This window comes from Sorangium sp. So ce119 (assembly GCF_051524405.1).
Lineage (GTDB): Bacteria > Myxococcota_A > Polyangia > Polyangiales > Polyangiaceae > Sorangium > Sorangium cellulosum_G.
In genome coordinates this window covers 1249759-1270599 of sequence record NZ_CP150310.1, presented here as the reverse complement: position 1 = coordinate 1270599, position 20841 = coordinate 1249759, and the positions used below count along the sequence as shown (strand labels likewise).

Annotated in this window: 13 protein-coding genes; 4 read left to right on the top strand and 9 right to left on the bottom strand. The window is 73.7% G+C overall.

The window, feature by feature from the left end; genetic code table 11:
* Position 1: 1 nt before the first annotated feature.
* The 3 genes from WME76_RS05060 to WME76_RS05050 all read right to left on the bottom strand — a co-directional run bounded on the left by WME76_RS05060 (position 2) and on the right by WME76_RS05050 (position 2604).
* Positions 2-1042, bottom strand: a complete 1041-nt coding sequence (locus WME76_RS05060) for a hypothetical protein (protein ID WP_437959063.1) — start codon at positions 1040-1042, stop codon at positions 2-4.
* On the bottom strand, positions 1039-2136 hold the full coding sequence (locus tag WME76_RS05055; protein WP_437959062.1) for a bifunctional chorismate mutase/prephenate dehydratase: 1098 nt from the start codon (positions 2134-2136) through the stop codon (positions 1039-1041). Before WME76_RS05055 ends, WME76_RS05060 begins: the two co-directional genes overlap by 4 nt.
* 132 nt (positions 2137-2268) lie before the next feature.
* Positions 2269-2604, bottom strand: coding sequence for an FmdB family zinc ribbon protein (locus WME76_RS05050; RefSeq protein ID WP_437959061.1), 336 nt, complete (start codon positions 2602-2604; stop codon positions 2269-2271).
* A gap of 289 nt (positions 2605-2893) precedes the next feature.
* Here WME76_RS05050 and smc point away from each other — a divergent pair, with 289 nt between their 5' ends.
* From smc to WME76_RS05035, 3 genes are all read left to right on the top strand, one after another.
* The gene (smc, locus tag WME76_RS05045) at positions 2894-6499 is read left to right on the top strand and encodes a chromosome segregation protein SMC (RefSeq protein WP_437959060.1); all 3606 of its coding nucleotides are present in this window, start codon (positions 2894-2896) and stop codon (positions 6497-6499) included.
* Positions 6496-7077 (top strand): hypothetical protein, encoded by a 582-nt coding sequence (locus WME76_RS05040; RefSeq protein ID WP_437959059.1) that lies wholly within the window; start codon positions 6496-6498, stop codon positions 7075-7077. The genes smc and WME76_RS05040 overlap by 4 nt, the downstream gene beginning before the upstream one ends.
* Positions 7078-7213: 136 nt before the next feature.
* Positions 7214-8869: an ATP-binding protein gene (locus WME76_RS05035; RefSeq protein ID WP_437959058.1), complete on the top strand. Its 1656-nt coding sequence runs from the start codon at positions 7214-7216 to the stop codon at positions 8867-8869.
* Positions 8870-8925: 56 nt separating this feature from the next.
* Here the strand turns inward: WME76_RS05035 and dnaE are convergent, their stop codons facing one another.
* From dnaE to WME76_RS05015, 4 genes are all read right to left on the bottom strand, one after another.
* Positions 8926-12273: a DNA polymerase III subunit alpha gene (gene dnaE / locus WME76_RS05030; protein WP_437959057.1), complete on the bottom strand. Its 3348-nt coding sequence runs from the start codon at positions 12271-12273 to the stop codon at positions 8926-8928.
* Positions 12270-14150 (bottom strand): DinB/UmuC family translesion DNA polymerase, encoded by a 1881-nt coding sequence (locus tag WME76_RS05025; protein WP_437959056.1) that lies wholly within the window; start codon positions 14148-14150, stop codon positions 12270-12272. Before WME76_RS05025 ends, dnaE begins: the two co-directional genes overlap by 4 nt.
* Before the next feature lie 13 nt (positions 14151-14163).
* The gene (locus WME76_RS05020; RefSeq protein WP_437959055.1) at positions 14164-14958 is read right to left on the bottom strand and encodes a recombinase A; all 795 of its coding nucleotides are present in this window, start codon (positions 14956-14958) and stop codon (positions 14164-14166) included.
* 338 nt (positions 14959-15296) lie between these two features.
* Positions 15297-16478, bottom strand: a complete 1182-nt coding sequence (locus WME76_RS05015; RefSeq protein ID WP_437959054.1) for a citrate synthase — start codon at positions 16476-16478, stop codon at positions 15297-15299.
* Between the two features lie 278 nt (positions 16479-16756).
* On the opposite strand from WME76_RS05015, the gene WME76_RS05010 reads away from it, so the two are divergent.
* Entirely contained in the window at positions 16757-18046 is a 1290-nt protein-coding gene (locus WME76_RS05010; RefSeq protein ID WP_437959053.1) for a citrate synthase family protein, read from the top strand.
* Between the two features lie 21 nt (positions 18047-18067).
* Here the strand turns inward: WME76_RS05010 and WME76_RS05005 are convergent, their stop codons facing one another.
* Both WME76_RS05005 and WME76_RS05000 read right to left on the bottom strand, forming a co-directional pair.
* A complete protein-coding gene (locus WME76_RS05005) occupies positions 18068-20005 on the bottom strand; it encodes a potassium transporter Kup (protein WP_437959052.1) in 1938 nt (645 codons plus the stop codon).
* A gap of 67 nt (positions 20006-20072) precedes the next feature.
* Complete coding sequence (locus tag WME76_RS05000; RefSeq protein WP_437962076.1) at positions 20073-20741, bottom strand: UdgX family uracil-DNA binding protein; 669 nt, start codon at positions 20739-20741, stop codon at positions 20073-20075.
* Positions 20742-20841 lie beyond the last annotated feature (100 nt).

The window sequence follows — 20841 nt, the reverse complement described above, 5'->3', positions numbered from 1 at the left end:
GTCAGCGCACGAGCGCCGCGCTCCTCGCCGTCTCGGCGGCGGTGCGGAGGAGCATGCGCACGATCCCCTCGCCGAGCGGCAGCGTGAACGCGACGTCGCTCTCGCGCTGCGCGACCTGCATCGGGGGGACGGAGCCGTAGCCGAAGCCCCACGACGAGAGCAGGGTCGCGATCCGGGCGATCTGCTCGAGGTTGCGGAGCGCGACGGCGCCGTTCGCGGCGCTCTGCGGGTCCGTGTACGTGAGCGCGCCGGCGAAGTTGACGCCAGGCGGCTGGAAATTGCCGATGACGCGCACGTACTGGAGTCCCGAGAGGAACGGGAGCTGCCCTGCCGCGGACGCGACCGCGGGCTGGCTCGTGAGATCGCCGGCCACGGCGAACGACGCGTTCTTCGTGTTCAGGAGCTCGACCATCCACGACGGCACGGAGCGCTGCAGCTTGCTGAAGCGGAGCCGGTCGAGGGCCCGACGCATGCCGGTCTCGTTGCCCGTGAGGATCGTGTGCGGCGTCAGCACGACGAAGCCGACGTTGCCGGCCGTGAAGAGGTCGTTGTCGGCGTAGCGCGTCTTCACGAGCGGCGCCCCGATGACGGTCACGGTCCGGGCATCGGCGGCGCGGCGGATCGCGTCGACGTCGAAGTTGCCCTGCATGACCGCGCAGAAGTCGGCGCCCTGCATCGCGTACAGACCGCCGTAGACCTTCACGACGTCACGCGAGGGGACGAAGTTCGACTCCGGACCGAGCGGGAGCAGGCTCGCGACGATCTGGTTGACCTCGGCCCCCAGGCCGGAGGCGAACAGCGCCGCCGCGTCGAGGTAGCCGAGCATCACCGCGCCGCTCGGCAGGACGGCCAGCGGGTCGCGATCGATCGCGGTCGCGTCGATCTTCTCTCCACCCACCAGGGCGAGGCTGTCGTCCGCGCCGCCGCAGCCGACGAGCGTCGATGTACCAGCGAGCGCCGCGATCGCGATCGCGCCCGCCGCGCGGCGCAGGGCGCCAGTTATCCGGGAATGCAGCAGCATCCGCACCATCTCGCTCGTCATCCAGCGCGCTCGTGCGGCGGGTCGGGGCGCTCCAGGGGGAAGGAGCCGATGATCTTCAGCATCTTGGTCTCGCGCTTCACGCCCTCGAGCGCCGCGACGAGCGCCCGATCGGTCGTGTGGCCGCTGACCTCGACGTAGAAGACATAGTCCCAGCCCTCGCCGGGGACGGGGCGGGAGTGGACGCGCCGGAGGTTGCAGCTCCGCTCCTTGAAGTGCTGGAGGATGTCGTGGAGCGCGCCGGGCCGGTCGTGGACGCTGAAGAGGATCGCCGTGGCGTCGTGGCCCGAGCGCGGCGCGGGGAGCCGCGAGAGCACCGCGTAGCGGATCCGGAGCTCCCCCTCGTCGCCGACGTTCTCGCGGGCGACGCGGAGCTCCTGCCCGCCGGTGAAGCCGCGGGGGACGATGGCGGCGCTGCCCTCGTTCTCGGCCGCGAGATCCCAGGCGACCTGAGGGCACCGCACGTCGAGCACCAGGGCGCGCGGGTGCTGGAGCTCGAGGTAGTTCACGCAGGCCACGTGGTCCTGCGGCGAGCAGTAGACCCGCTCGACGTCGGCGAGGTTGCCGCTCCGGTTCACGAGGTCGAGCGCCTGCGCGAGCTGGCGCTCGCCGACCACCTTGAGATCGGCGCCGCCGATCGCCTGGATCGTCGGGAAGATCGGCCCTTCCTTGAACGACTCGTACGGGATCACGGCGAAATCCGCGCGCGAGCGCGCGACCTCCTCGATGGCCGTGGCGGCGCTGTCCGCGCGCACGAACTCGCCGCCGACCCCGAAGTGATCGTGCGCCGCGGTCCAGCCGTAGTCGCCCTCGGCGCCCAGGTACGCGACCCGGGGAGCGACATCGTACGCGCGCGAGGCCGCGTCGATGGCGACGAAGATCGGCCGGACGGCGCGGAGCGGGAACGGCGGCGTCACGGCGCGCTCGAGCGCCTGGACGTGGGCGGCGTCGGCCGTGGGGGCGAACCGTGCCGTGCCCGTCCTCAGCTTGGCCAGCTCGTGCGCGATGCGCGCGCGGCGCTCGACGCTTCGCAGGATTTCTTGATCCAGCTCCGTGAGCTGCCGGCGGAGCTCCTCAAGTCGCTTTCTCTCATCCATCCCGGCCACCCTAGCACCGCCCCCGGCACAGGTGGACACGCAGCACTCCCGGCGCGAGCGCAGGACTCTCCCCGCGCGGCGCCGCGCCGCGCAGGGATGTCTACACCGCCGTCGCCGATCGCCGAGACGGCGTCAGGCCGCCGCGGGGGCGGACGACGCGCCGGCGTCGCTCTTGGTGCTGCTCGTCGACGAGGAGCCGCTCGAGCCGGCGTCGGAGCTCGTCCCCTCCGACCCCGAGGAGCTGCCCGACCCGCCGTCCGACTTCGCGGGCGGCTTGTTCGAGCCGGAGGCGTAGAGGTCGGAGTACCAGCCGCCGCCCTTGAGGATGAAGCCCGTGCCGCGCGAGATCTGCCGCCGGGCCGTCGCGCTGTGACACGACGGGCACTCCGTCAGCGGTGCCTCCTTGATGGACTGCTCGGCCTCCCATTCATGCGCGCAGGATGTGCAGGCGTACTCGTAAGTGGGCATGGCATTTCTACTCCTCGAAACAACGCGAGGGATATGGCCACGTTAGCCACCTGTCAAGGCGGCTGCCAGGAGCGCGGGTTGCGCCACGGACATCGCTCGTTCTCGATCGACGCGCGCCGCCTCGCTGTCGCGTCACGCAAGACCTGGTCCTCGATGCTCGCGTGAGGAGACGGGTTTCCGGTCTTGCCGCGCGACGCCAGCGCACGTAGACCCCGGGATACCAGTCGTGACGGTACGTGGCGTGCTGTGACGATACGTTTAAGCTCGCCTGGCCGGTCCCGGGGACGTCATGCGCATTCGGAAGCTCGAGATCAGCGGGTTCAAGTCGTTCGTCGACCGGACGGTGGTCCATTTCGACACCGACGTGGTGGGCATCGTCGGTCCGAACGGCTGCGGCAAGTCGAACATCGTCGACGCGATCCGGTGGGCCATCGGCGAGCAGAGCGCGAAGCACCTCCGCGGTAAGTCGATGTCGGACGTCATCTTCAACGGCTCCGAGACCCGCGCCCAGCACGGGATGGCCGAGGTGACGCTCACCTTCGATAACAGCGAGCCCACGGCGGCGTCGCAGCTCCCGCTCGAGTACCGGGACTACGCGGAGATCGCGGTGACGCGGCGGCTCTTCCGCGACGGGACGAGCGAGTACCTCATCAACAAGACCCAGGTCCGGCTCAAGGACGTGACCGACCTGTTCCTCGGCACCGGCGTCGGCACGAAGGCCTACTCGATCGTCGAGCAGGGCAAGATCGGGCTCATCGTCTCGGCGCGGCCGGAGGACCGGCGGATGCTCATCGAGGAGGCCGCCGGCATCACGAAGTACAAGGCCAGGAAGAAGCAGGCCGAGCAGAAGATGGACCAGACGCGGCAGAACCTGCTCCGCGTGGGGGACATCGTCTCCGAGATCCAGCGGAACCTCGCGTCCCTGAAGCGCCAGGCGGCCAAGGCCGAGCGGTACGTGAACTACCGCAAGGAGCTGGAGGACCTCGTGCTCCACGAGGCGTCGCACAAGCTCCTCGAGATCACGGTGCTCACGCAGCGCGAGTCGATCGGCAGGGCCGAGCACGCCGAGCGCGCGCAGGTGGCGCAGACGGCGCTCGCCGCGCGCGAGGCCGAGATCGAGGTCACCCGGCTCGAGGCCCTCGCCTGCGAGGAGCGGGCCGAGAAGGCGCAGAACGAGGCGTTCGCGGCCGACAACCAGGTGCGCACCCACGAGGCGGAGATCGCGCGGGCGCGCGACCGCCTGCGGCACCTGGAAGAGCGGCTCGTCACCGCGGCCAAGGAGCAGGGCGAGCTCGAGAAGACGGTCGACGAGCTCACGAACGAGAAGGCGCAGCTCGAGGCGCAGCTCGCCGGCGTCGAGGAAGAGGAGGCGCGGGAGAGCGAGCTCGCGCTCGAGCAGCACGAGCGGCTCGAGGAGCTGCGCCACGGCGAGCGCACGGCCGAGCACGAGGTCGCGGCGCTGAGGCGGCGGGCCGGCGAGGCCACCGCGGCGGTCGCGGCCGCCGAGGCGTCGCTCGCCGGGTTCGACCGGCGAATGACCGAGATGAGCCAGCGGCGGGCGAAGCACGAGGACGAGCTCGGGCGGCTCATGTACGAGTCCGAGGAGCTCGAGCGGCGTCGCTCGTCGCTGACGCGGAACGTGGCGGAGCTCGCGGACGGGAAGCGGATCTCCGCGGAGGAGCGGACGCGGCTCGACGCCGAGATGAAGGCGCTGCGGGAGCAGGCGGTCGCGAGCGACCGCACCGTGGAGCACGCGAAGAACGAGCTCGGGCAGCGGCGCAACCGGCTCCGCGCGCTCGAGGAGCTGCACGCCCGGCTGGAGGGCGTGGGCGCCGGGGTGAAGAACCTCCTCAAGACGAAGGACCCGGCGCTGCTCGGGCTCGTGGCCGACCGGATCGAGGCTCCGGCCGATCTGACCGCGGCGTTCGCGGGGCTGCTCGGGGATCGGCTGCAGTGCGCGGTGGTGAGCGACGTCGAGCGCGGGATCGCGCTGCTCGCGGACCTGTCGAAGAACAACCGCGGGCGGGCCAGCGTGATCGCGGCGCGGCCGGCGTTCGTGGCCGGCGCCGCGCGTCGGCCGCCGCGCGGCGAGGGCGTGCTCGGGCCGCTCGTGGACCGGCTCGTGTTCGCGCCGGAGGACGAGGCGCTGGCGCGGGCGCTCGTGGGGGACGCGGTGGTCGTCGAGTCGGCCGCGGTCGCGGCGCGGCTCGCGGCGGCGGGCGCGGGGTGCACGCTCGTGGCGCTCGACGGCACGGTGGTCCGCGAGGACGGCGTGGTGAGCGGCGGCTCGGGCGACGCGGTCGCGGCGGGCATGATCGAGCAAAAGCGCGAGATGCGCGCGCTGCACGAGTTCGTCGCGGCCAAATCGGAGGAGGTGACGGCGCTGCTCGACGCGCAGCAGAAGCTCCGCCTGCGGATCACCGAGGTGGGGACGGCGCTGGAGCGGGCGCGCAGCGAGGCGCACGAGGGGGAGCTCGCGCTGGTGACGGCCGAGAAGGACCTGCGCCGCGCGGAGGAGCAGCTCGCCGCGGCGCAGAAGCGCGAGGGCGTGGTGCGCTCCGAGCTCGAGGACCTCGCCGACAACCTCGACGCCGGCGGGAGCGAGCAGCAGGCGGCGCGGGACAAGCTCGCGGCAGGGCGCGCGGCGCGCGAGGCGGCGGCGGCGGGCCTCGATCACGCCGAGCAGGTCGCGGCCGAGTGGCGCGAGCGGGTGCTCGGGCAGCAGTCGGTCGTGACCGAGCGCAAGGTGAAGCTCGCGCGCGTGCGCGAGCGCGCGGCGGCCGCGCGGGGCACGGTCGAGCGGCTCGCGCGGTCGTGCAACGAGCTCCGCGGCCGCATCGCCCGGCTCGATCAGGAGAGGACCGAGAGCGCGGTCGGCGCCGGGAAGGCCGCGGCCACGATCGTGATCGCGCGCGAGGCGCTCGTCCGCGCCGTGGCCGAGGCGCACGCGGCGCAGGCCACGCTGACCGAGGCGCGGCGCGCGCTGGACGAGGCGCGGCAGGCGCACGCGGCGCGCGAGGCCGACCTGCGCGGGCTGCGCCAGGAGCTCGCCGAGGTGACGGAGCAGCTCCGCAAGCACGAGCTCGCGCTGGAGCGGCTGCGGGTCGAGCACAACCACCTCATCGAGGGGGTGCGCGAGCGCTTCCGCGGGCTGGAGCTCGCCCGCGTGGTCGGCGACTACCACAAGCGGCCGCCGGTCGACGCCTCGCACCGCGCGCGCATCCAGGAGCTGACGGAGCTGCTCGACCGCATGGGCCCCGTCAACCTGGACGCCGTGCGCGAGCACGCCGAGGCCGAGGAGCGGTACACGTACTACTCGGGCCAGAAGGCCGACCTCGAGAAGGCGCTCGACGACCTCGAGAAGGCGATCGCCCAGATGAACCGCGAGTCGAAGCGGCTCTTCAAGACGACGTACGACGGCATCAACGCGCGCTTCAAGACGCTCTTCCCGAAGATGTTCCGCGGCGGTCAGGCGGAGCTCAGGCTGACCAACCCCGACGACATGCTGGAGACGGGGATCGAGATCCTGGCGCAGCCGCCGGGCAAGAAGCTCGGGAACATCGAGCTCATGAGCGGCGGCGAGAAGGCCCTCACCGCCGTGTCGCTCATCTTCGCGATCTTCCAGTTCAAGCCGTCGCCGTTCTGCATCCTCGACGAGGTCGACGCGCCGCTCGATGAGGCGAACGTGGCCCGCTACAACGAGGCGATCCGGAGCATGACGAGCCACTCGCAGTTCATCCTGATCACGCACATCAAGCGCACGATGCAGTCGGTCGACGTGCTCTACGGCGTGACGATGCAGGAGCCCGGCGTCTCGAAGCTCGTGAGCGTGCGGATCAACGAGATGGCGAAGCGCCCGGAGCGCGAGGCGGCGCCGGCGGCGGCGGTGGCGTGAGCGCCGGATCGGGCGCGGAGCGGGCGGCCAGGCGGCGTCTGTCCCGCGGCGCCTCGGGGTTGCGGCACCTCCGCTGGGCCCGCGAGGTGCTGGCCACGCTCGAGGCGCACGTCGAGCGCAACCCGTCGCTCGCCGACGCCGATCGCGAGGCGCTCCGGGGCGAGGCGCGCGCGCTCGCGGCGTCCGTGCAGGCGCTCAGCGGGGCGGTGAAGCCGTACCGGGATTTCCTCGAGCGGACGCGGGTGCGCTACCGCGGGCACGTGCGCGTCGCGGAGCACCTGGTCCGGGAGGCCGACGCGGACGGCGCAGGCGGCGCGGCCGAGGCGGCGCGCGAGCGCCTCGGGGAGGCGCTGACGGAGCTCGCCGGGATGGAGGAGACGCAGCGCCGGCCGCTCAAGGAGGCCCTGTCGGCGGAGATCGACCGGCTCCGCGAGGCGATGGCGCAGATGGACGCGCGCCTCGGGGAGCGGGTCTCCGCGGCGCTCGTCGAGAGCCTGTACCCGCCGCTCACGGACGACGCGTCGAGGGTCGCCGACGACTGCGATCCGGACGACGACGCGACGGCGAGCCCGCGCTAGCCGCGCGACGAGCGAGCGGCTGGCGACGTCGGCGACGCGGCGAGGCGCGGGCATTCGCGCGGCGACGGATCACCTGCCTGCACGCCGGGGTGGAGATGCGGTAAAGAGGCTGCGAACCCACGTTGAGAGGACGTCGATGGGCTGCGCGGAATCGGCCGCTATCCTGCTCCTCCGCGGGCGCGCCGCGGCGAGCGAGCGACTCGAGGCGCTCATCCGACGCCATGTGCCGGACGTGGGCGTCACCTCGGACCCGGAGCGCGCGCTCGAGCAGTGCCTGCGCGAGCCGCCGCCGGTGCTCGCCGTCGACTGGAGCGACCCGGCCGGCGCCGCGGCGCTCTGCGGCCGCGTGCGGGCGCAGCCCGGCGGCGAGGCGGTGATCGTCCTCGCGCTCACCGAGCGCGACGCGGACATCGACGGCATCCTGGCGGCGGGCGCGAGCGACGTCCTGCTCGTGGGCGTCGAGGGGGACGGCGCGGGCGCTCGGGCGCGGCTCCGCGTCGCCCGCGCGCGCGCCGCGCGCGAGGCCGCCGCGCGCCACGCGCTCGCGCAGACGCAGGCCCGCCTCGTCCTCGCCGGCCGCATGGCGAGCGTCGGCACGCTGGCCGCAGGCGTCGCCCACGAGATCAACAACCCCCTCGCCTTCGTCATCACGAACGTCGACGCGGCCATCCGGCGCATCGCCTCGCTCGATCGACGGAGCAGCGCCTCGCGCAGCGGCCCCTGGGGGCGCGCTCACGGCGAAGGTCGCGCGCCGTCGAGCGAGCTCTCCGAGGTGCTGAACCTCCTGGAGGACGCGCGCGAGGGCGCGGAGCGCGTGCGGCTCATCGTGCGCGACCTCCACACCTTCTCGCGCGCCGAGGACGACCGCCGAGGGCCGGTCGATGTCCGGCGGGTGCTCGACTCCTGCGTCCACATGGCGATGAACGAGATCCGGCACCGCGCCCGCGTCGTCCGGAGCTTCGACGAGGTGCCGCCGGTCGAGGCGAACGAGCCGCGGCTCGCGCAGGTCTTCCTGAACCTCATCGTGAACGCCGCGCAGGCCATCCCCGAGGGGCTCGCCGAGCAGAACGAGATCGAGCTCTCGACGCGCCGCGACGCCGCGGGGCAGGTCGTCGTCGCGGTGCGCGACACGGGCACCGGGATCGCATCCGAGGCGCTCGGGCGCATCTTCGACCCGTTCTACACGAGCAAGGAAGAGGGCGAAGGGCTGGGGCTGGGGCTCGCGATCTGCCACTCCATCGTCACGGCGCTCGGGGGGCAGATCGAGGTGGAGAGCCGCCCCGGCGAGGGGAGCACGTTCCGCGTCGTCCTCCCCGCCGCCGGGACCGGCGAGGCGCGCGCCCCGGCTGCGCCCGGTGACGACGCGCCGCGCTGGTCGCGCGAGGGCGGCAGGCTCGCCGCGGCCGAGCTGCAGGCGGCGCCGCGGCAGCGGATCCTCATCATCGACGACGAGCCGCTGCTCACGCGGGCGATCGCGGGCACGCTCGAGCCACGGCACGAGACGACCGCGACCGCGAGCGCCCGCGACGCGCTCGCCCGGATCCGCGCCGGCGAGCGCTACGACGCCATCCTGTGCGACCTCATGATGCCCGATATGACAGGGATGGATTTTTACGCTTCGCTCGCGGAGCTCGCGCCCGAGCAGCAGCGCCGGGTCGTGTTCCTGACCGGCGGCGCCTTCACCGAGCGCAGCAAGGCGTTCCTGCAGCAGGTCGACGCCCGGCTGCTCATGAAGCCGTTCGACGCGGCGACGCTGCTCTCGCTGGTCGACGAGGTCGTCGCGTCGCGCTGACGCGCGCGCTCTTCGACGAGGTCCTCCGCGCCCTGCGCCCCCGAGGGCGAGCTCGCTCAGTGATAGTCGCGCGACTTGAGCGCGACGTCTTGCCCGCTCGGCAGCTCCAGCCGCTCGAGCTCGCGCGCGACCACGTGGATCACCTCGCCCTGCCGCTCGACCCGCCCGGCGACGAGAAGGAGCGCGGCGTGCCGCGCCACCTGGTAGTGATCCGCGAAGACCTGCTTCTGGACGATGACGTTGACCACGCCGGTCTCGTCCTCGAGCGTCACGAACGTCACGCCGCTCGCCGTCGCCGGGCGCTGGCGACCGACGACCATCCCGGCGACGCGCACGCTCTCTCCGTTGCGCGCCGCCTTGATCTCCTCGGCGGTCCGCACGCGCGCGCCTCCGCGGCGCCGCTTCAGCGCCGGCCTCAGGTGCCGCATCGGGTGGTCGTGCAGCGACAGGCCCACGCGCCCGTAGTCCAGCGCGAGCTGCTCCAGCGGCCTGAGCGGGGGGAGCCCCACGTCCCTGTCCTTCTCGATCGGCACGTTCTCGAAGAGCCCCTCCACACGGGGGGCGCGCGCCCGCCAGAGCGCCTCCCGCCGCGCGGGCACCAGCGTCGCCAGGGCGCCCGCCTCGGCGAGCGCCTCCACCTCGTTCTTCTTCAGCTCCGCGCGCCGCACGAGATCCGGGAGGCTCTTGAACGGCGCGTCCTCGCGCGCCGCCACGATCGCCGCCACGGCCGCCTCGCCGAGCCCCTTCACGAGGCGCATGCCGAGCCGCAGCGCAGGGCCCGCCGAGGGCTCGGCGCCGGGCTCGAGGGCCGCGTCCCACGCGCTCTGCACCACGCACACCGGCCGCACCTCCACGCCGTGCCGCTGCGCGTCCTGCACCAGCGCCGACGGGCTGTAGAACCCCATCGGCTGGGCGTTGAGCAGCGCGCAGGTGAACGCCGCCGGGTGGTGGACCTTGAGCCAGGCCGACGCGTACACGAGCAGCGCGAAGCTCGCCGCGTGCGACTCCGGGAAGCCGTACTCGCCGAAGCCCTGGATCTGCTGGTAGAGCATCTCCCCGAACTTCGCCGAGATCCCGCGCTCGGCGAAGCCCTGGATGAGCCGCCCGCGGTGCCGCTCCAGGCGCCCGTGCTTCTTCCACGCCGCCATGTCGCGGCGGAGCTGATCGGCCTCGCCTGGCGTGTAGCCGGCGCCCACCATGGCGATCTGCATCACCTGCTCCTGGAAGAGCGGCACGCCGAGCGTCCGCTCCAGGATCGGATCCAGGCACGGGTGCGGCGACACCGGCGGCTCCTGCCCCGTGCGCCGGCGCAGGTAGGGGTGCACCATCCCGCCCTGGATGGGCCCGGGGCGCACGATGGCCACCTCGATCACCAGATCGTAGAACTTGCTCGGCTTGAGCCGCGGAAGCATCGCCATCTGCGCGCGGCTCTCGATCTGGAACACCCCGACCGTGTCGGCCCGGCCGATCGCCTCGTAGACCGCAGGGTCCTCCGGCGGGATCTGCGCGAGCGCCGCGATCGGATCGAACGCGGCGCCCCGGCCAGCGTGACCCCACGGCCCCGCGGACGAGCCGCCCCGCTCCGCGTCGGCCGCGACGACCGCGGGCGCGGCGTCCCGCTCCGCATCGCCCGAGGGCCCCTCGGGCGTGCCGTCCTGCTCCGCGCGCCCCGCGTGGACCACCGGCCCCCCGAGCGCCGCGTACCGATCCGAATGGATCAACGCGAGCGCCTTGCGGATCGCCGTCAGCATGCCGAGCGCCAGGACGTCGATCTTGAAGAAGCCGAGATCGTCGAGGTCGTCCTTGTCCCACGGGATCACCGTGCGACCCTCCATCCGCGCGGGCTCGACCGGGGCCACCCTGTGCAGCGGCTCCGACGACAGCACGAAGCCGCCGACGTGGATCGAGAGGTGGCGCGGGAAGCCCTCCAGCGCGCTCGCCATCATCACCGCCTGCCGGACGCGCACGTCGTCCGGATCGAGGCCGGCCTCGCTCACCCGCTGCTCGGTGATGTCCGCCTCGTGGTGGAGCACGAGGCCGCTCAGCCTGTCGACCTGGTCCGGCGAGAAGCCGAACGCCTTGCCCACCTCGCGGAGCGCGCTCTTCCCGCGGTAGGCGATCACCTCCGAGACCATCGCCGCCCGGTCGCGGCCGTACATCTCGTAGATCGCCTGGATCACCTCCTCCCGGCGCTCGTGCTCGAAATCGACGTCGATGTCCGGCGGCTCGTTGCGCTCCTCCGACAGGAAGCGCTCGAAGAGCAGGTTGGAACGGGCCGGGTCGACGGCGGTCACGCCGAGCGCGAAGCACACCGCGCTGTTCGCCGCGCTCCCGCGGCCCTGGCAGAGGATCTGCCGCGCGCGGGCGATCTTCACGACCTGCTGCACGCTGAGGAAGTAGGGGGCCACGTCGAGCTTCGCGATCAGGGCGAGCTCCTTCTCGATCTGCGCGCGCACCTGGGGCGGCGTCCCCGCGGGGTAGCGGTCGCGGCAGCCCTCCTCGGTGAGGCGGCGCAGCGCCTGGTCCGACGTCTCGCCCGGCATGCAGAGCGCGTCGCTCGGGAAGCTGTAGCGGAGCTCGGACAGCGAGAAGCGGCAGCGGGACGCGACCTCCACCGTGCGCGCGATCCACGCCGGATGATCGCGGAACAGCGCCGCCATCTGCGCGCCGGACCGCACGTACGCCTCGGCGTTCGGCGCGATCCGCGTCCCGGCTTGATCGAGCGTGGCCTTGGTCCGGATGCACGTGAGCACGTCGGCGAGCGGCTTGCGCGACGGGTGGTGGTAGAGCGGGCGCGCGGTCGCCACCGCGCAGGCGCCGTAGCGCCGCTCCGCCGCGAGCGCCGCCGCGACCCGCTCGCCGTCGCGGCGGTCGAGGTGCTTCCAGGTCGCGACGAGCGCGCGCTCGCCGAACGCGTCGCGCAGCGCGCCGAGCAGCGGGCCGCTGACGGCCGCCGGCACGAGCGGATCGAGCGGCACGATCGCGGTGAGGCCCCGCGGCGCCGCCGCGATCGCCTCCGCCGAGATGCTCGCCGTCCCCTTCTCGCAATCGGCGTGCGCGATCGTGAGCAGGCGGCAGAGGTTCGCGTAGCCCTCGCTGTCCTCGACCAGCAGGACCACCGACGGCTGGACCTCCGGCGCGCGCGGCGCGACGCGCTCGGCAGCCGCGCGCGGCGCGCCGATCGTCAGCTCGGCCCCGACGATCACCCGCTGCTCGATCTTCTTCGCCGCCGTGTGCGCGCGGACGCTGCCGTAGATACCGTCGCGGTCGCAGAGCGCGAGCCCCTCGAGGCCGAGCTCCTTGGCGCGGTGCACGAGCTCCTCGGGGTGCGAGGCGCCCTCGAGGAAGGAGAAGCAGGAGCGGCCGCAGAGCTCCACGAACGGCACCGACGCGCCGGCGCTCACGCGCACCACCCTTGCAGGAAGGCCTCGCCCGTCGCGCGGTCGACGTAGATCCACGCCTCGCCGCAGGAGCTCGAGCTCGCGCCGTCTCGGGGCCGAAGCTCACCGAGCCGCCCCGGGGCCCTGCCGGAGGGCGCTCCAGAGACCAGCCAGGCGCGCGCGTAGTCGCGCGAGGCCGGCGTGGGCGTCCACCACTCCACCGCGTCGATCCGCATCACGAAGGAGAGCCGCTCGATCGCGTAGAGGTGGCGATCGACCGCCACGATCGCCCCGCGCCCCACGCGGCCGAGCGGGATCGGCTGCGCGAGGAGCCGCGCGGGCTCCGGCGCCGGCTGCTCGGCGCCCTCCGCGCTCCCCCCCTGCTCCGCCGCGGACCGCTCCGCCGCGCCGCGCGCGCGGGACGCGGCGGACGGTCGCGCCGTCGCCGCGTCGTCCTCGACCGGCACGAGCCGCGAGCGCGCCTCGGGGCGGTGCGCGTCGGCGATCTCCAGGACGCCCACCCGCTCGGCGCCGATCTCCGCCGAGAGCTCGGCCAGGAGCGCCGGCAGGCTGTCGGGATCGACCGAGCGGTCGCGCGACAGATCGAGCTGCACCTGGCGGGCGCGCGCGATCCGGGAGGCGATGAGGTGGACGCCCACCGCGGGCGCCGCGAGCTCGATCCGCTCGAGCTTCGCCTTGATGGGCCGGAGCAGGTCGCCCGCGTCCGAGAGGGGCACCGGCATGTCGACGTGGAAGCGCAGCGAGGGGCCGCGCTCGTCGTCCTCGAGGAGCGCGGCGTCGTCGTCCTCGCGATCGCCGAGCCGGAGCCGCGCGATCGAGCGATCGTAGGCGATCGCCACGTTGAGCCGCCCGCACGCCTCGCCGCGCGCGGCGAGCCGCGACGCGATCCGCGACGTCATGCCGCGCAGCACGAACAGGAGCGACTCGGCGTTCTCGACCGGCTCGTCGAAGAGCACCTCCTCCTCGATCAGCCGGGGCACCTCGTAGGGGAGGAGCGGCACGGGATCGCGGCCGGCGAGGAGCTCCATCACCTCGGTCGTCCGCGGACCGAGCCGCGCCGCCACCTGCGCGCGCGGCAGGCGCGCGAGGTCCTCGACGCGGAGCACGCCGAGCCGGACGAGGAAGCTCGCCACCTCGCGCTCGACCGGGAGCGCCTGCACCGGCAGCGGCCCGATCGCCTGCGCCCCCTTCCCTGGCGGCGCGATCGGGGCCTCGGCCCCGCGACCGCCGTCCGACGCGTGCGCGCCGAACCGCGCGAGCGCCTGCGCGAGCCGCGGCCCGTCCGCGATCGCGAGCCGCGCCCGGTGGCCGAGCGCCGCCACGCGCTCGCCGAGCTCGTCGAGCAGCGCTTCCTCGCCGCCGACGAGGTGCGACGCCCCGGTGATGTCGAGCCACACCGTGTCGTACGGACCGTCGCCCCAGGGGCTCCGCGCCGCGCTCGCGGCGCGCTCTCCGGCGCGGCCCGCCCGCGACGGCCGCGGCGCACCGGCGCGCTGCGTCGCGCCCTGCTCGCCGAGCTGGATCGACGCCGTCGCCCCGAGCCCAAGCGCCACCTCGGCGACCCGGCCGAGCGCCGCGTCGATCTCGGCGAACGTCACCCGGTGGATCGCCAGGTGCGCGACCAGCGCCGCCGCCTCGACGACCTTCTGCCCCGGCCTCACCCCGTACCGCCGCGCCTCGTCGTCGACCACGTCGATCACCGCCACCGGGGCCGGAGGCTCGCGCTCGGACCGCGCGGCGAGCGCCGCCCGGCGCTCCTCTTCGCCCCCGATGATCACCGCGAGCGGCGCCTTCCCGCTCGGCGAGACCGGTCCGCGCTGCTTCACCAGCTCGCACGCGAGCTGCGGGAGCACGATCGCCACAATGCGCCTCACCGCCATCGCTCCTCCTCCCTCACACCCGCGACAGGGCGGGCCGGGGCTCGCTGCCCGTCGTCCGCTCGGCCTTCACCTTCGATCCCAGCATCACCGTCGTCGGCGAGGTCACGCGCCCGCGGCGGTCCTTGGCGACGCGGACCGTCAGCCGGTCCTCGGCGACCTGCTCGAGCTCCAGCCGCATCGCGACCGGCAAAGGCATCGGCCGTGCCGCCTGGCGGTCGGTGAGGAGCAGGACCGTCCCGTCGCTCCCCTCGGTCGCGAGGGCGAGCTTGCGCACCACGTTGACCCAGCGCGCGAGGTCCTCCTCGCGACGCCCCGCCGCGGGCGCGCCCCGCTCCCCCTTCGCCGCGCCCTGGCCGAAGGCCCCGGGGACCCCGGCCACGTCGATCACGAGCACCGCGAACGCCCGGCTCATCGCCATCCGGACCGCGACCTTCGCGAGCATCTCCACGGGGGGCCGCGCCACGAGCAGCCGGCTCAGGTCGACCCCCGCCCGCGCGACCGCCGGCGCGAACAGCGAGCCGCTCGGGTCGATCCAGGCGCACCACGCCCCCGCCGTCGCGCTCGTCCCGCGCAGCCGCGCCTCCGCCTGCGCCGAGGCGCACGCGGAGAGGGCGACCGAGGTGGAACGCCCGAGCCCCCGCGGTGTGGCGAGCTCGACCACGCCCCCGCGCGGGAGCCCCCCTTCCGGGAGCGCGTCGTTGATTTCCTGTAAAGTGAGCGGGAGCGTCTTGGCGCGCGCTTCGAACTCGGGGAGGGTGTGGCGCAGGAGGTCCCGGGCGAGAGGAGCGGCAAGAGCGACGGGCGACATACTGAACACGATAACAGTACCCTCGCGAAGCTGCCAACTTTGCCGGACGAACAACGTCCTACCCGCGCGCGGCGCATTCTTCTTTCGCCTTCCTCGGGCGGAGGAACGATCGTGCCGGTGATCTGAGCTCGGAAGGGATGGCAGGGTGACGTGGTTGAGGGTAATGCCCGCCGTCCTGCTTCAATAAGTCTGCCCCGCGGCGTGTCGACCTGGGACCGGCATCCTCCTGAAGTGGACGGCGAGGGCCATCGCCAGGACCACCGGGATACAGGCCAGGACGGCCGAGGCCGTCACCAGGACGGCGGGGCCATGGCCAGGACGGCCACGACCTTTCGCAGTCACCGCGGCGGAGCGGCCGCCCCGGGGACGCCCCCGATGTAGCGGGAGCTCGGCCGGATCAGCCGCCCCACGCGCCGCTGCTCGTCGATGTGCGCGCACCAGCCGGCGGACCTGCCCACCGCGAAGGTCGGCGCGAACAGCGCGCGCGGCAGCCCGAGCGCGTCGAGCAGCACCGCCGTGTAGAACTCGACGTTCGCGCGCAGCGGCCGGTCCGGGTGCCGCGCGCGGAGCGCCGCCTCCGCCGCCCGCTCGACCGCGCGCGCCAGCGCGAGCCGGGCGCCCCGCGCTCCGCCGGCCGTCCGCGCGAGCCGCTCGATCGCCCGCTCGAGCACCGCCGCCCGTGGATCCCGCACCCGGTAGATGCGGTGCCCCATGCCCATGATCCGCCGGCCCGCCGCGAGCTCCGCCTGGATCCACCGCTCCGCGCTCCCGGGCGACGGCGCGCCGCCCTCGCCCGCCGCCGCGCCGATCGCGTCCAGCATGTCGAGGACCGGCCCCGGCGCGCCGCCGTGGAGCGGCCCCTTCAGCGCGCCGATCGCGGCGACCACAGCCGAGATCGCGTCCGACCCCGTCGAGGTGACCACGCGCGCGGCGAAGGTCGACGCGTTCATGCCGTGGTCCGAGACCGTCACGAGGTACGTGTCGAGCTCGCGCGCCTCGGCCTCGCTCGCCGCCGCGCCCCGCGCCATCCGCAGGTAGTCGGCCGAGAGCCGGAGCGCCGGATCCGGCGCGACCGGCGCCTCGCCCGCCGCGCGCCGCGCCCACGCCGCCGCGAACGTCGCGATCGCCCCGGCGATCGCCGCCGGCGGCGCGTCGCTCCCGAGGTGCGCGACCGCGGCGCGGAGCGCGTCCATGCCGTCGCGCGCCTCCAGCGCGCCCCCGAGCCGGCCGAGGAGCGCGAACGCCCGCACCCTGCCCTCGCCGAGCGCTCCGCGGAGCGCCTCCCGCTCCGCCGCCGCGGGCAACGCGCCGCCCCAGAGCAGCCCGCACACGTCCTCGAAGGTCACCCCGCCGTCGCCGGCCAGCGCCTCGACGTCGTGTCCGGCGAGGGTGAGCCTCCCCCGCTCCCCCTCGACCTCCGAGAGCCGCGTCTCCGCCACCACCACGCCCTCCAGGCCGCTCGCGAGCGGCGCCGCCACGTCCTTCATCCCGATCACCTCCACCGAGGACATGTTGGGCATCGTGAATGGTTGATCAATCTTGATTGTACAATCAACCATGCACGCTATCGAAGCGCGTCGAGGGCGCCCCGGGCAGGCGGTCGTGAGGCCAGCCCCTCCCGGGCTCACGTCGAGGGGAACGGAGGGGCGCCTCGGACAGCGGCCGAGGGGCGCGCCGCGCCAAAAATCCCGAGATGGACCGAGGAGCGCGGTGCTAGGAGGGACAGAGGTCGTCCGGCGATCCTCGACCCACGACGCCTCGATGGTGGACAGGATGGATCTGACGTTGATGGGCTTTCATGGTTGATCTACCTGGCCCGGAGCAGCGGCCCTCGGCGTACGTGACCGGCGCCGAGGCCGCGGAGCTGCTCGGCGTGAAGCGGGAGACGCTCTATGCGTACGCGAGCCGGGGCGTGCTCCGGGGCGTGCCCGGCGGGCGAGGGCGCGCGCGGCTCTATCTCAGGGCGGACATCGAGCGGCTCAAGGCGCGGCACGACGCGCGCGCGGGCCATGGCCCCGTCGCCGCCGAGGCGCTCCGGTGGGGCGAGCCGGTGCTCGAGTCGGCGCTCACCGCGATCGGGCCGCGCGGCCCCGTCTACAGGGGCAAGGAGGCGGTCGCGCTGGCGCTCGCGGACGTGCCGTTCGAGGACGTGGCCGAGCTCCTGTGGACCGGCGAGCTGCCCGCGGGGGGCGCGCCGGCCGCGCGGCCGGGCCGGCTGAGCGTCCGGCCGGCGAAGCTCGCGGCGCTCCTGCCGGAAGGCGCGCCGCCGTTCACCGCGCTCGCGCTCGCGGTGCCCGCGATCGGCGCGCACGACGCGACCCGCCACGTGGGCGCGCCGTCGGGCGACGGGCGCATCCCCACGAGCGACGCGGAGCGGGCCCGGGCGCGTGCGCTGGTGCGATCGTCCGCGGCGCTCGTCGGCCTGGGGCGCGACGCGAGCAAGGTGACCGCCGCCCTCGAGGCCGAGGGGACGGCGCGGCGCCTGCTCGTCGCCCTCGGCGCGAACCCGTCGAAGAAGGCCGAGCGCGCCGTGAACCGGGCGCTCCTCGTGTCGGCCGATCACGAGCTGAACGCCTCGACGTTCGCGGTCCGCGTGGCCGCCTCCACCGGCGCCGACCTCTACGCCTGCGTCAGCGCGGGGCTCGCGGCGCTCTCCGGCCCGCGTCACGGCGGCTCCGCCGACCGGGTGGAGGCGCTTGTCGCCGAGGCGGGCCGACCCGAGCGCGCCGCCGCCGCGGTCCACGAGCGGCTGCGCCGCGGCGAGCCCATCGCGGGCTTCGGCCACCGGCTGTACCCGGACGGCGACCCCCGCGCCCAGGTGCTGCTCGACACGGCGCGCGCGCTCGCGCCGCAGAGCGCGGCGCTGCGCACCGTGCTCGCGCTGGTCGACGCGCTGCGCGACGCCGGCCACGATCCGCCGTCGCTCGACGTGGGCCTCGTCGCGATCGCGGCCGCGCTCGGCTTGCCGGCCGGCGCGGCGGCGGCGCTCTTCGCGGTGGGGCGCGCCGCGGGGTGGATCGCCCACGCGTTCGAGCAGCGGGAGGCGGGCTACATGCTGCGGCCGCGCGCCCGGTACACCGGCCCGTGATCGCCGCCGGCCGCGCTCGACCTAGAAATTGACCTGCATGCCGAGCTCGACGACCCGGTTCGGCGGCAGCCCGAAATAGGCCGTCGCCGGCCGCGCGTTCCGCGAGATGAACGCGAACAACGCCTTTCGCCACCGGGACATCTTCGAGCTGCCCGTCGTCAGCAGCGTCTCCCTGCCGAGGTAGTAGCTCGTCCTCCCGAGATCGATGATGAGCCCGTGCCGCTTGCACCCCTCCAGCACCGACGGGGCGTTCGGCGTCTGCATGAAGCCGTAACACGCCGTGACCTGGTAGATGCCCTCGCCCCGCGGGATCACCGTCGTGCGCCGCTCCGCCGGCACCTCGGGCACGTTCAGCACCTGGATCGAGAGGAGCACCACCTGCTCGTGCAGCACCTGGTTGTGCTTCACGTGGTGCAGCAGGATCGGCGGCGTGCCCTCCGGGCTCGACGCCATGAAGACCGCCGTCCCGCGCACCCGGTGCGGCTTCGTGCGCTTCACGTCCTCGAGGAACACGTCGAGCGGCAAGATCGCCGACTTGATCGCGGCCGCGAGGTGCTTGCGCCCCGTCTTCCAGGTCGTCATCACCGTGAAGGTCGCCGCCCCCATCACGATGGGCACCCAGCCCCCGTGGAAGAACTTGGCGCTGTTCGCCGCGAAGAACGCGAGATCGATCACCAGGAAGAGCCCGGCGAGGGGGAGCGACTTCCAGACCGGCCACCCCCACGTCTTCCGGGTGACCACGTAATAGACCACGGTCGTGATCCCCATCGTCCCCGTGACGGCGATGCCATACGCGGCCGCGAGCGCGCTCGAGTTCTTGAAGGTGATCACGAGCACGAGGCACGAGACCAGGAGCCCGCTGTTCACCTCGGGGATGTAGATCTGCCCCGCCTCGTCCTTCGACGTGTGGACCACCGTGACGCGCGGGAAATAGCCGAGCTGCACCGCCTGCTGCGTCAGCGAGAACGCCCCGGAGATGAGCGCCTGGGACGCGACGACGGTCGCCGCTGTCGCGATCGCCACCGTGGGGTAGAGCGCCCACGACGGGACCAGCGCGTAGAACGGGCTCGCCGCGGCGGTCGGGTCCTCGAGGAGCTTCGCGCCCTGGCCGAAGTAGTTGATGAGCAGCCCTGGCCAGACGATCGTGTACCAGGTGTACTTGATCGGCTCGCGGCCGAAATGGCCCATGTCGGCGTAGAGCGCCTCGCCGCCGGTGATGCAGAGGACGACCGCGCCGAGGATGAGGAAGCCGTGCACCTTGTTCTCGACGAAGAAGCTCACCGCGTACTCCGGTGAGACGGCCCGGAGCACGCCCGGGCTGTGGACGATCTCCTTCGCTCCCAGCAGCACGAGCGCGACGAACCAGACGAGCGTCACCGGCCCGAAGACCGTCCCTATCCCGGCCGTGCCGCGCTTCTGCACGAGGAACAGGGCGAGCAGCAAGGCGCACGTGATCGGCACGACCGCGGGCTTCAGGGTCGACGTCGCGACCTCGAGGCCCTCCACCGCCGACAGCACCGAGATCGCGGGCGTGATCACGCCGTCGCCGTAGAGGAGCGAGGCGCCGAAGAGGACGAGGAGCACGAGCAGGCCGCGGCCGTCGCCCTTGCGCTCGCTGTTCGGCACGAGCGCGAGGAGCGCGAGGATGCCGCCCGCCCCCTCGTTGTCGGCCCGCGTGATGAACGTCACGTACTTGATGGTCACCACCAGCATCAGCGACCAGAACATGAGCGAGAGCACGCCGAGCACGTTGGCCGGCGTCAGCGCGACGTGGTGCGGGCTGGCGGGGCTGAAGCACTCCTTCATCGCATAGAGAGGGCTCGTCCCGATGTCGCCGTAGACGACCCCGAGCGCCGCGAGCATCAGCGGCCACATCTTCTTCGTGCCGTGGGCGTGCGCGGCCGAGGGGGTCGGCGCGCGTTGCTCTGCGCCCGGGACCGGCTGTGGGCTTGTGGTCATCGGGGCGAATCCTACTCCATCGCGAGCGCGCGCCGCGAGGAGGCGGAGCGCGCCGGGCGGCGACCGCTCAGCCGAGCGCGCGCGCCACCGCGGTGAGATCCTCGATGAAGCGGGAGAGCTCGGCTTGCCTGGAGGCCTCGTCCGGCATGCGGAGGATCGACGCCGGGTGCACGGTCGCGAGCGTGCGCGGCGCGAGCGGCGAGGTGACGATCCGGCCGCGATCGCGCGTGACCCGGAACGAGCTCCCGAGCAGCGCCTGCGCCGCCGTCGCGCCGAGGCACACCACGATCTGCGGCTCCACCACCGCGATCTCTGCCGCGAGCCAGGGGAGGCACGCGCGGATCTCGCGCGCGTCGGGCTTCTTGTGGATGCGCCGCTTGCCGCGCGGCTCCCACTTGAAGTGCTTGACCACGTTGGTCACGTACGCCCGGCGTCGATCGATCCCCGCCTCCTCGAGCGCGCGATCGAGGAGCTGCCCCGCCGGGCCAACGAACGGCTTGCCGGCCAGGTCCTCCTTGTCGCCCGGCTGCTCGCCGAGGAGGAGCACGTCGGATCGCGCCGCGCCCTCGCCGAACACCGTCTGCGTGCCGCGCTCCCACAGCGGGCACGCCCGGCAGCCCGCGGCGGCCTCGCGCAGGCCCGGCAAGGAAGGGTGGCTCGGTACGAGCGCCGCCGCCGTCGGCGCTCCCGCCACGGCGTCACGCCCTGCTGCATTTCGCCTCGCCACGGTCACCATGGTCTCCTCGAGCTCTCCGGGAGCATCGCTCATGCCAGCAGCGCGAGCGTGTTCGAACGCGGCGCGTCGCGAGGCGCACGGCCGAGCCGGCTTGACGGCC

Excerpts from the sequence above, each read along its gene's own strand:
- WME76_RS05060 (WP_437959063.1), bottom strand. The coding sequence starts at position 1,042 with ATGACGAGCGAGATGGTGCGGATGCTGCTGCATTCCCGGATAACTGGC.
- WME76_RS05055 (WP_437959062.1), bottom strand. The coding sequence starts at position 2,136 with ATGGATGAGAGAAAGCGACTTGAGGAGCTCCGCCGGCAGCTCACGGAG.
- WME76_RS05050 (WP_437959061.1), bottom strand. The coding sequence starts at position 2,604 with ATGCCCACTTACGAGTACGCCTGCACATCCTGCGCGCATGAATGGGAG.
- smc (WP_437959060.1), top strand. The coding sequence starts at position 2,894 with ATGCGCATTCGGAAGCTCGAGATCAGCGGGTTCAAGTCGTTCGTCGAC.
- WME76_RS05035 (WP_437959058.1), top strand. The coding sequence starts at position 7,214 with ATGGGCTGCGCGGAATCGGCCGCTATCCTGCTCCTCCGCGGGCGCGCC.
- WME76_RS05025 (WP_437959056.1), bottom strand. The coding sequence starts at position 14,150 with ATGGCGGTGAGGCGCATTGTGGCGATCGTGCTCCCGCAGCTCGCGTGC.
- WME76_RS05020 (WP_437959055.1), bottom strand. The coding sequence starts at position 14,958 with ATGTCGCCCGTCGCTCTTGCCGCTCCTCTCGCCCGGGACCTCCTGCGC.
- WME76_RS05015 (WP_437959054.1), bottom strand. The coding sequence starts at position 16,478 with ATGCCCAACATGTCCTCGGTGGAGGTGATCGGGATGAAGGACGTGGCG.
- WME76_RS05010 (WP_437959053.1), top strand. The coding sequence starts at position 16,757 with ATGGTTGATCTACCTGGCCCGGAGCAGCGGCCCTCGGCGTACGTGACC.
- WME76_RS05005 (WP_437959052.1), bottom strand. The coding sequence starts at position 20,005 with ATGACCACAAGCCCACAGCCGGTCCCGGGCGCAGAGCAACGCGCGCCG.
- WME76_RS05000 (WP_437962076.1), bottom strand. The coding sequence starts at position 20,741 with ATGGTGACCGTGGCGAGGCGAAATGCAGCAGGGCGTGACGCCGTGGCG.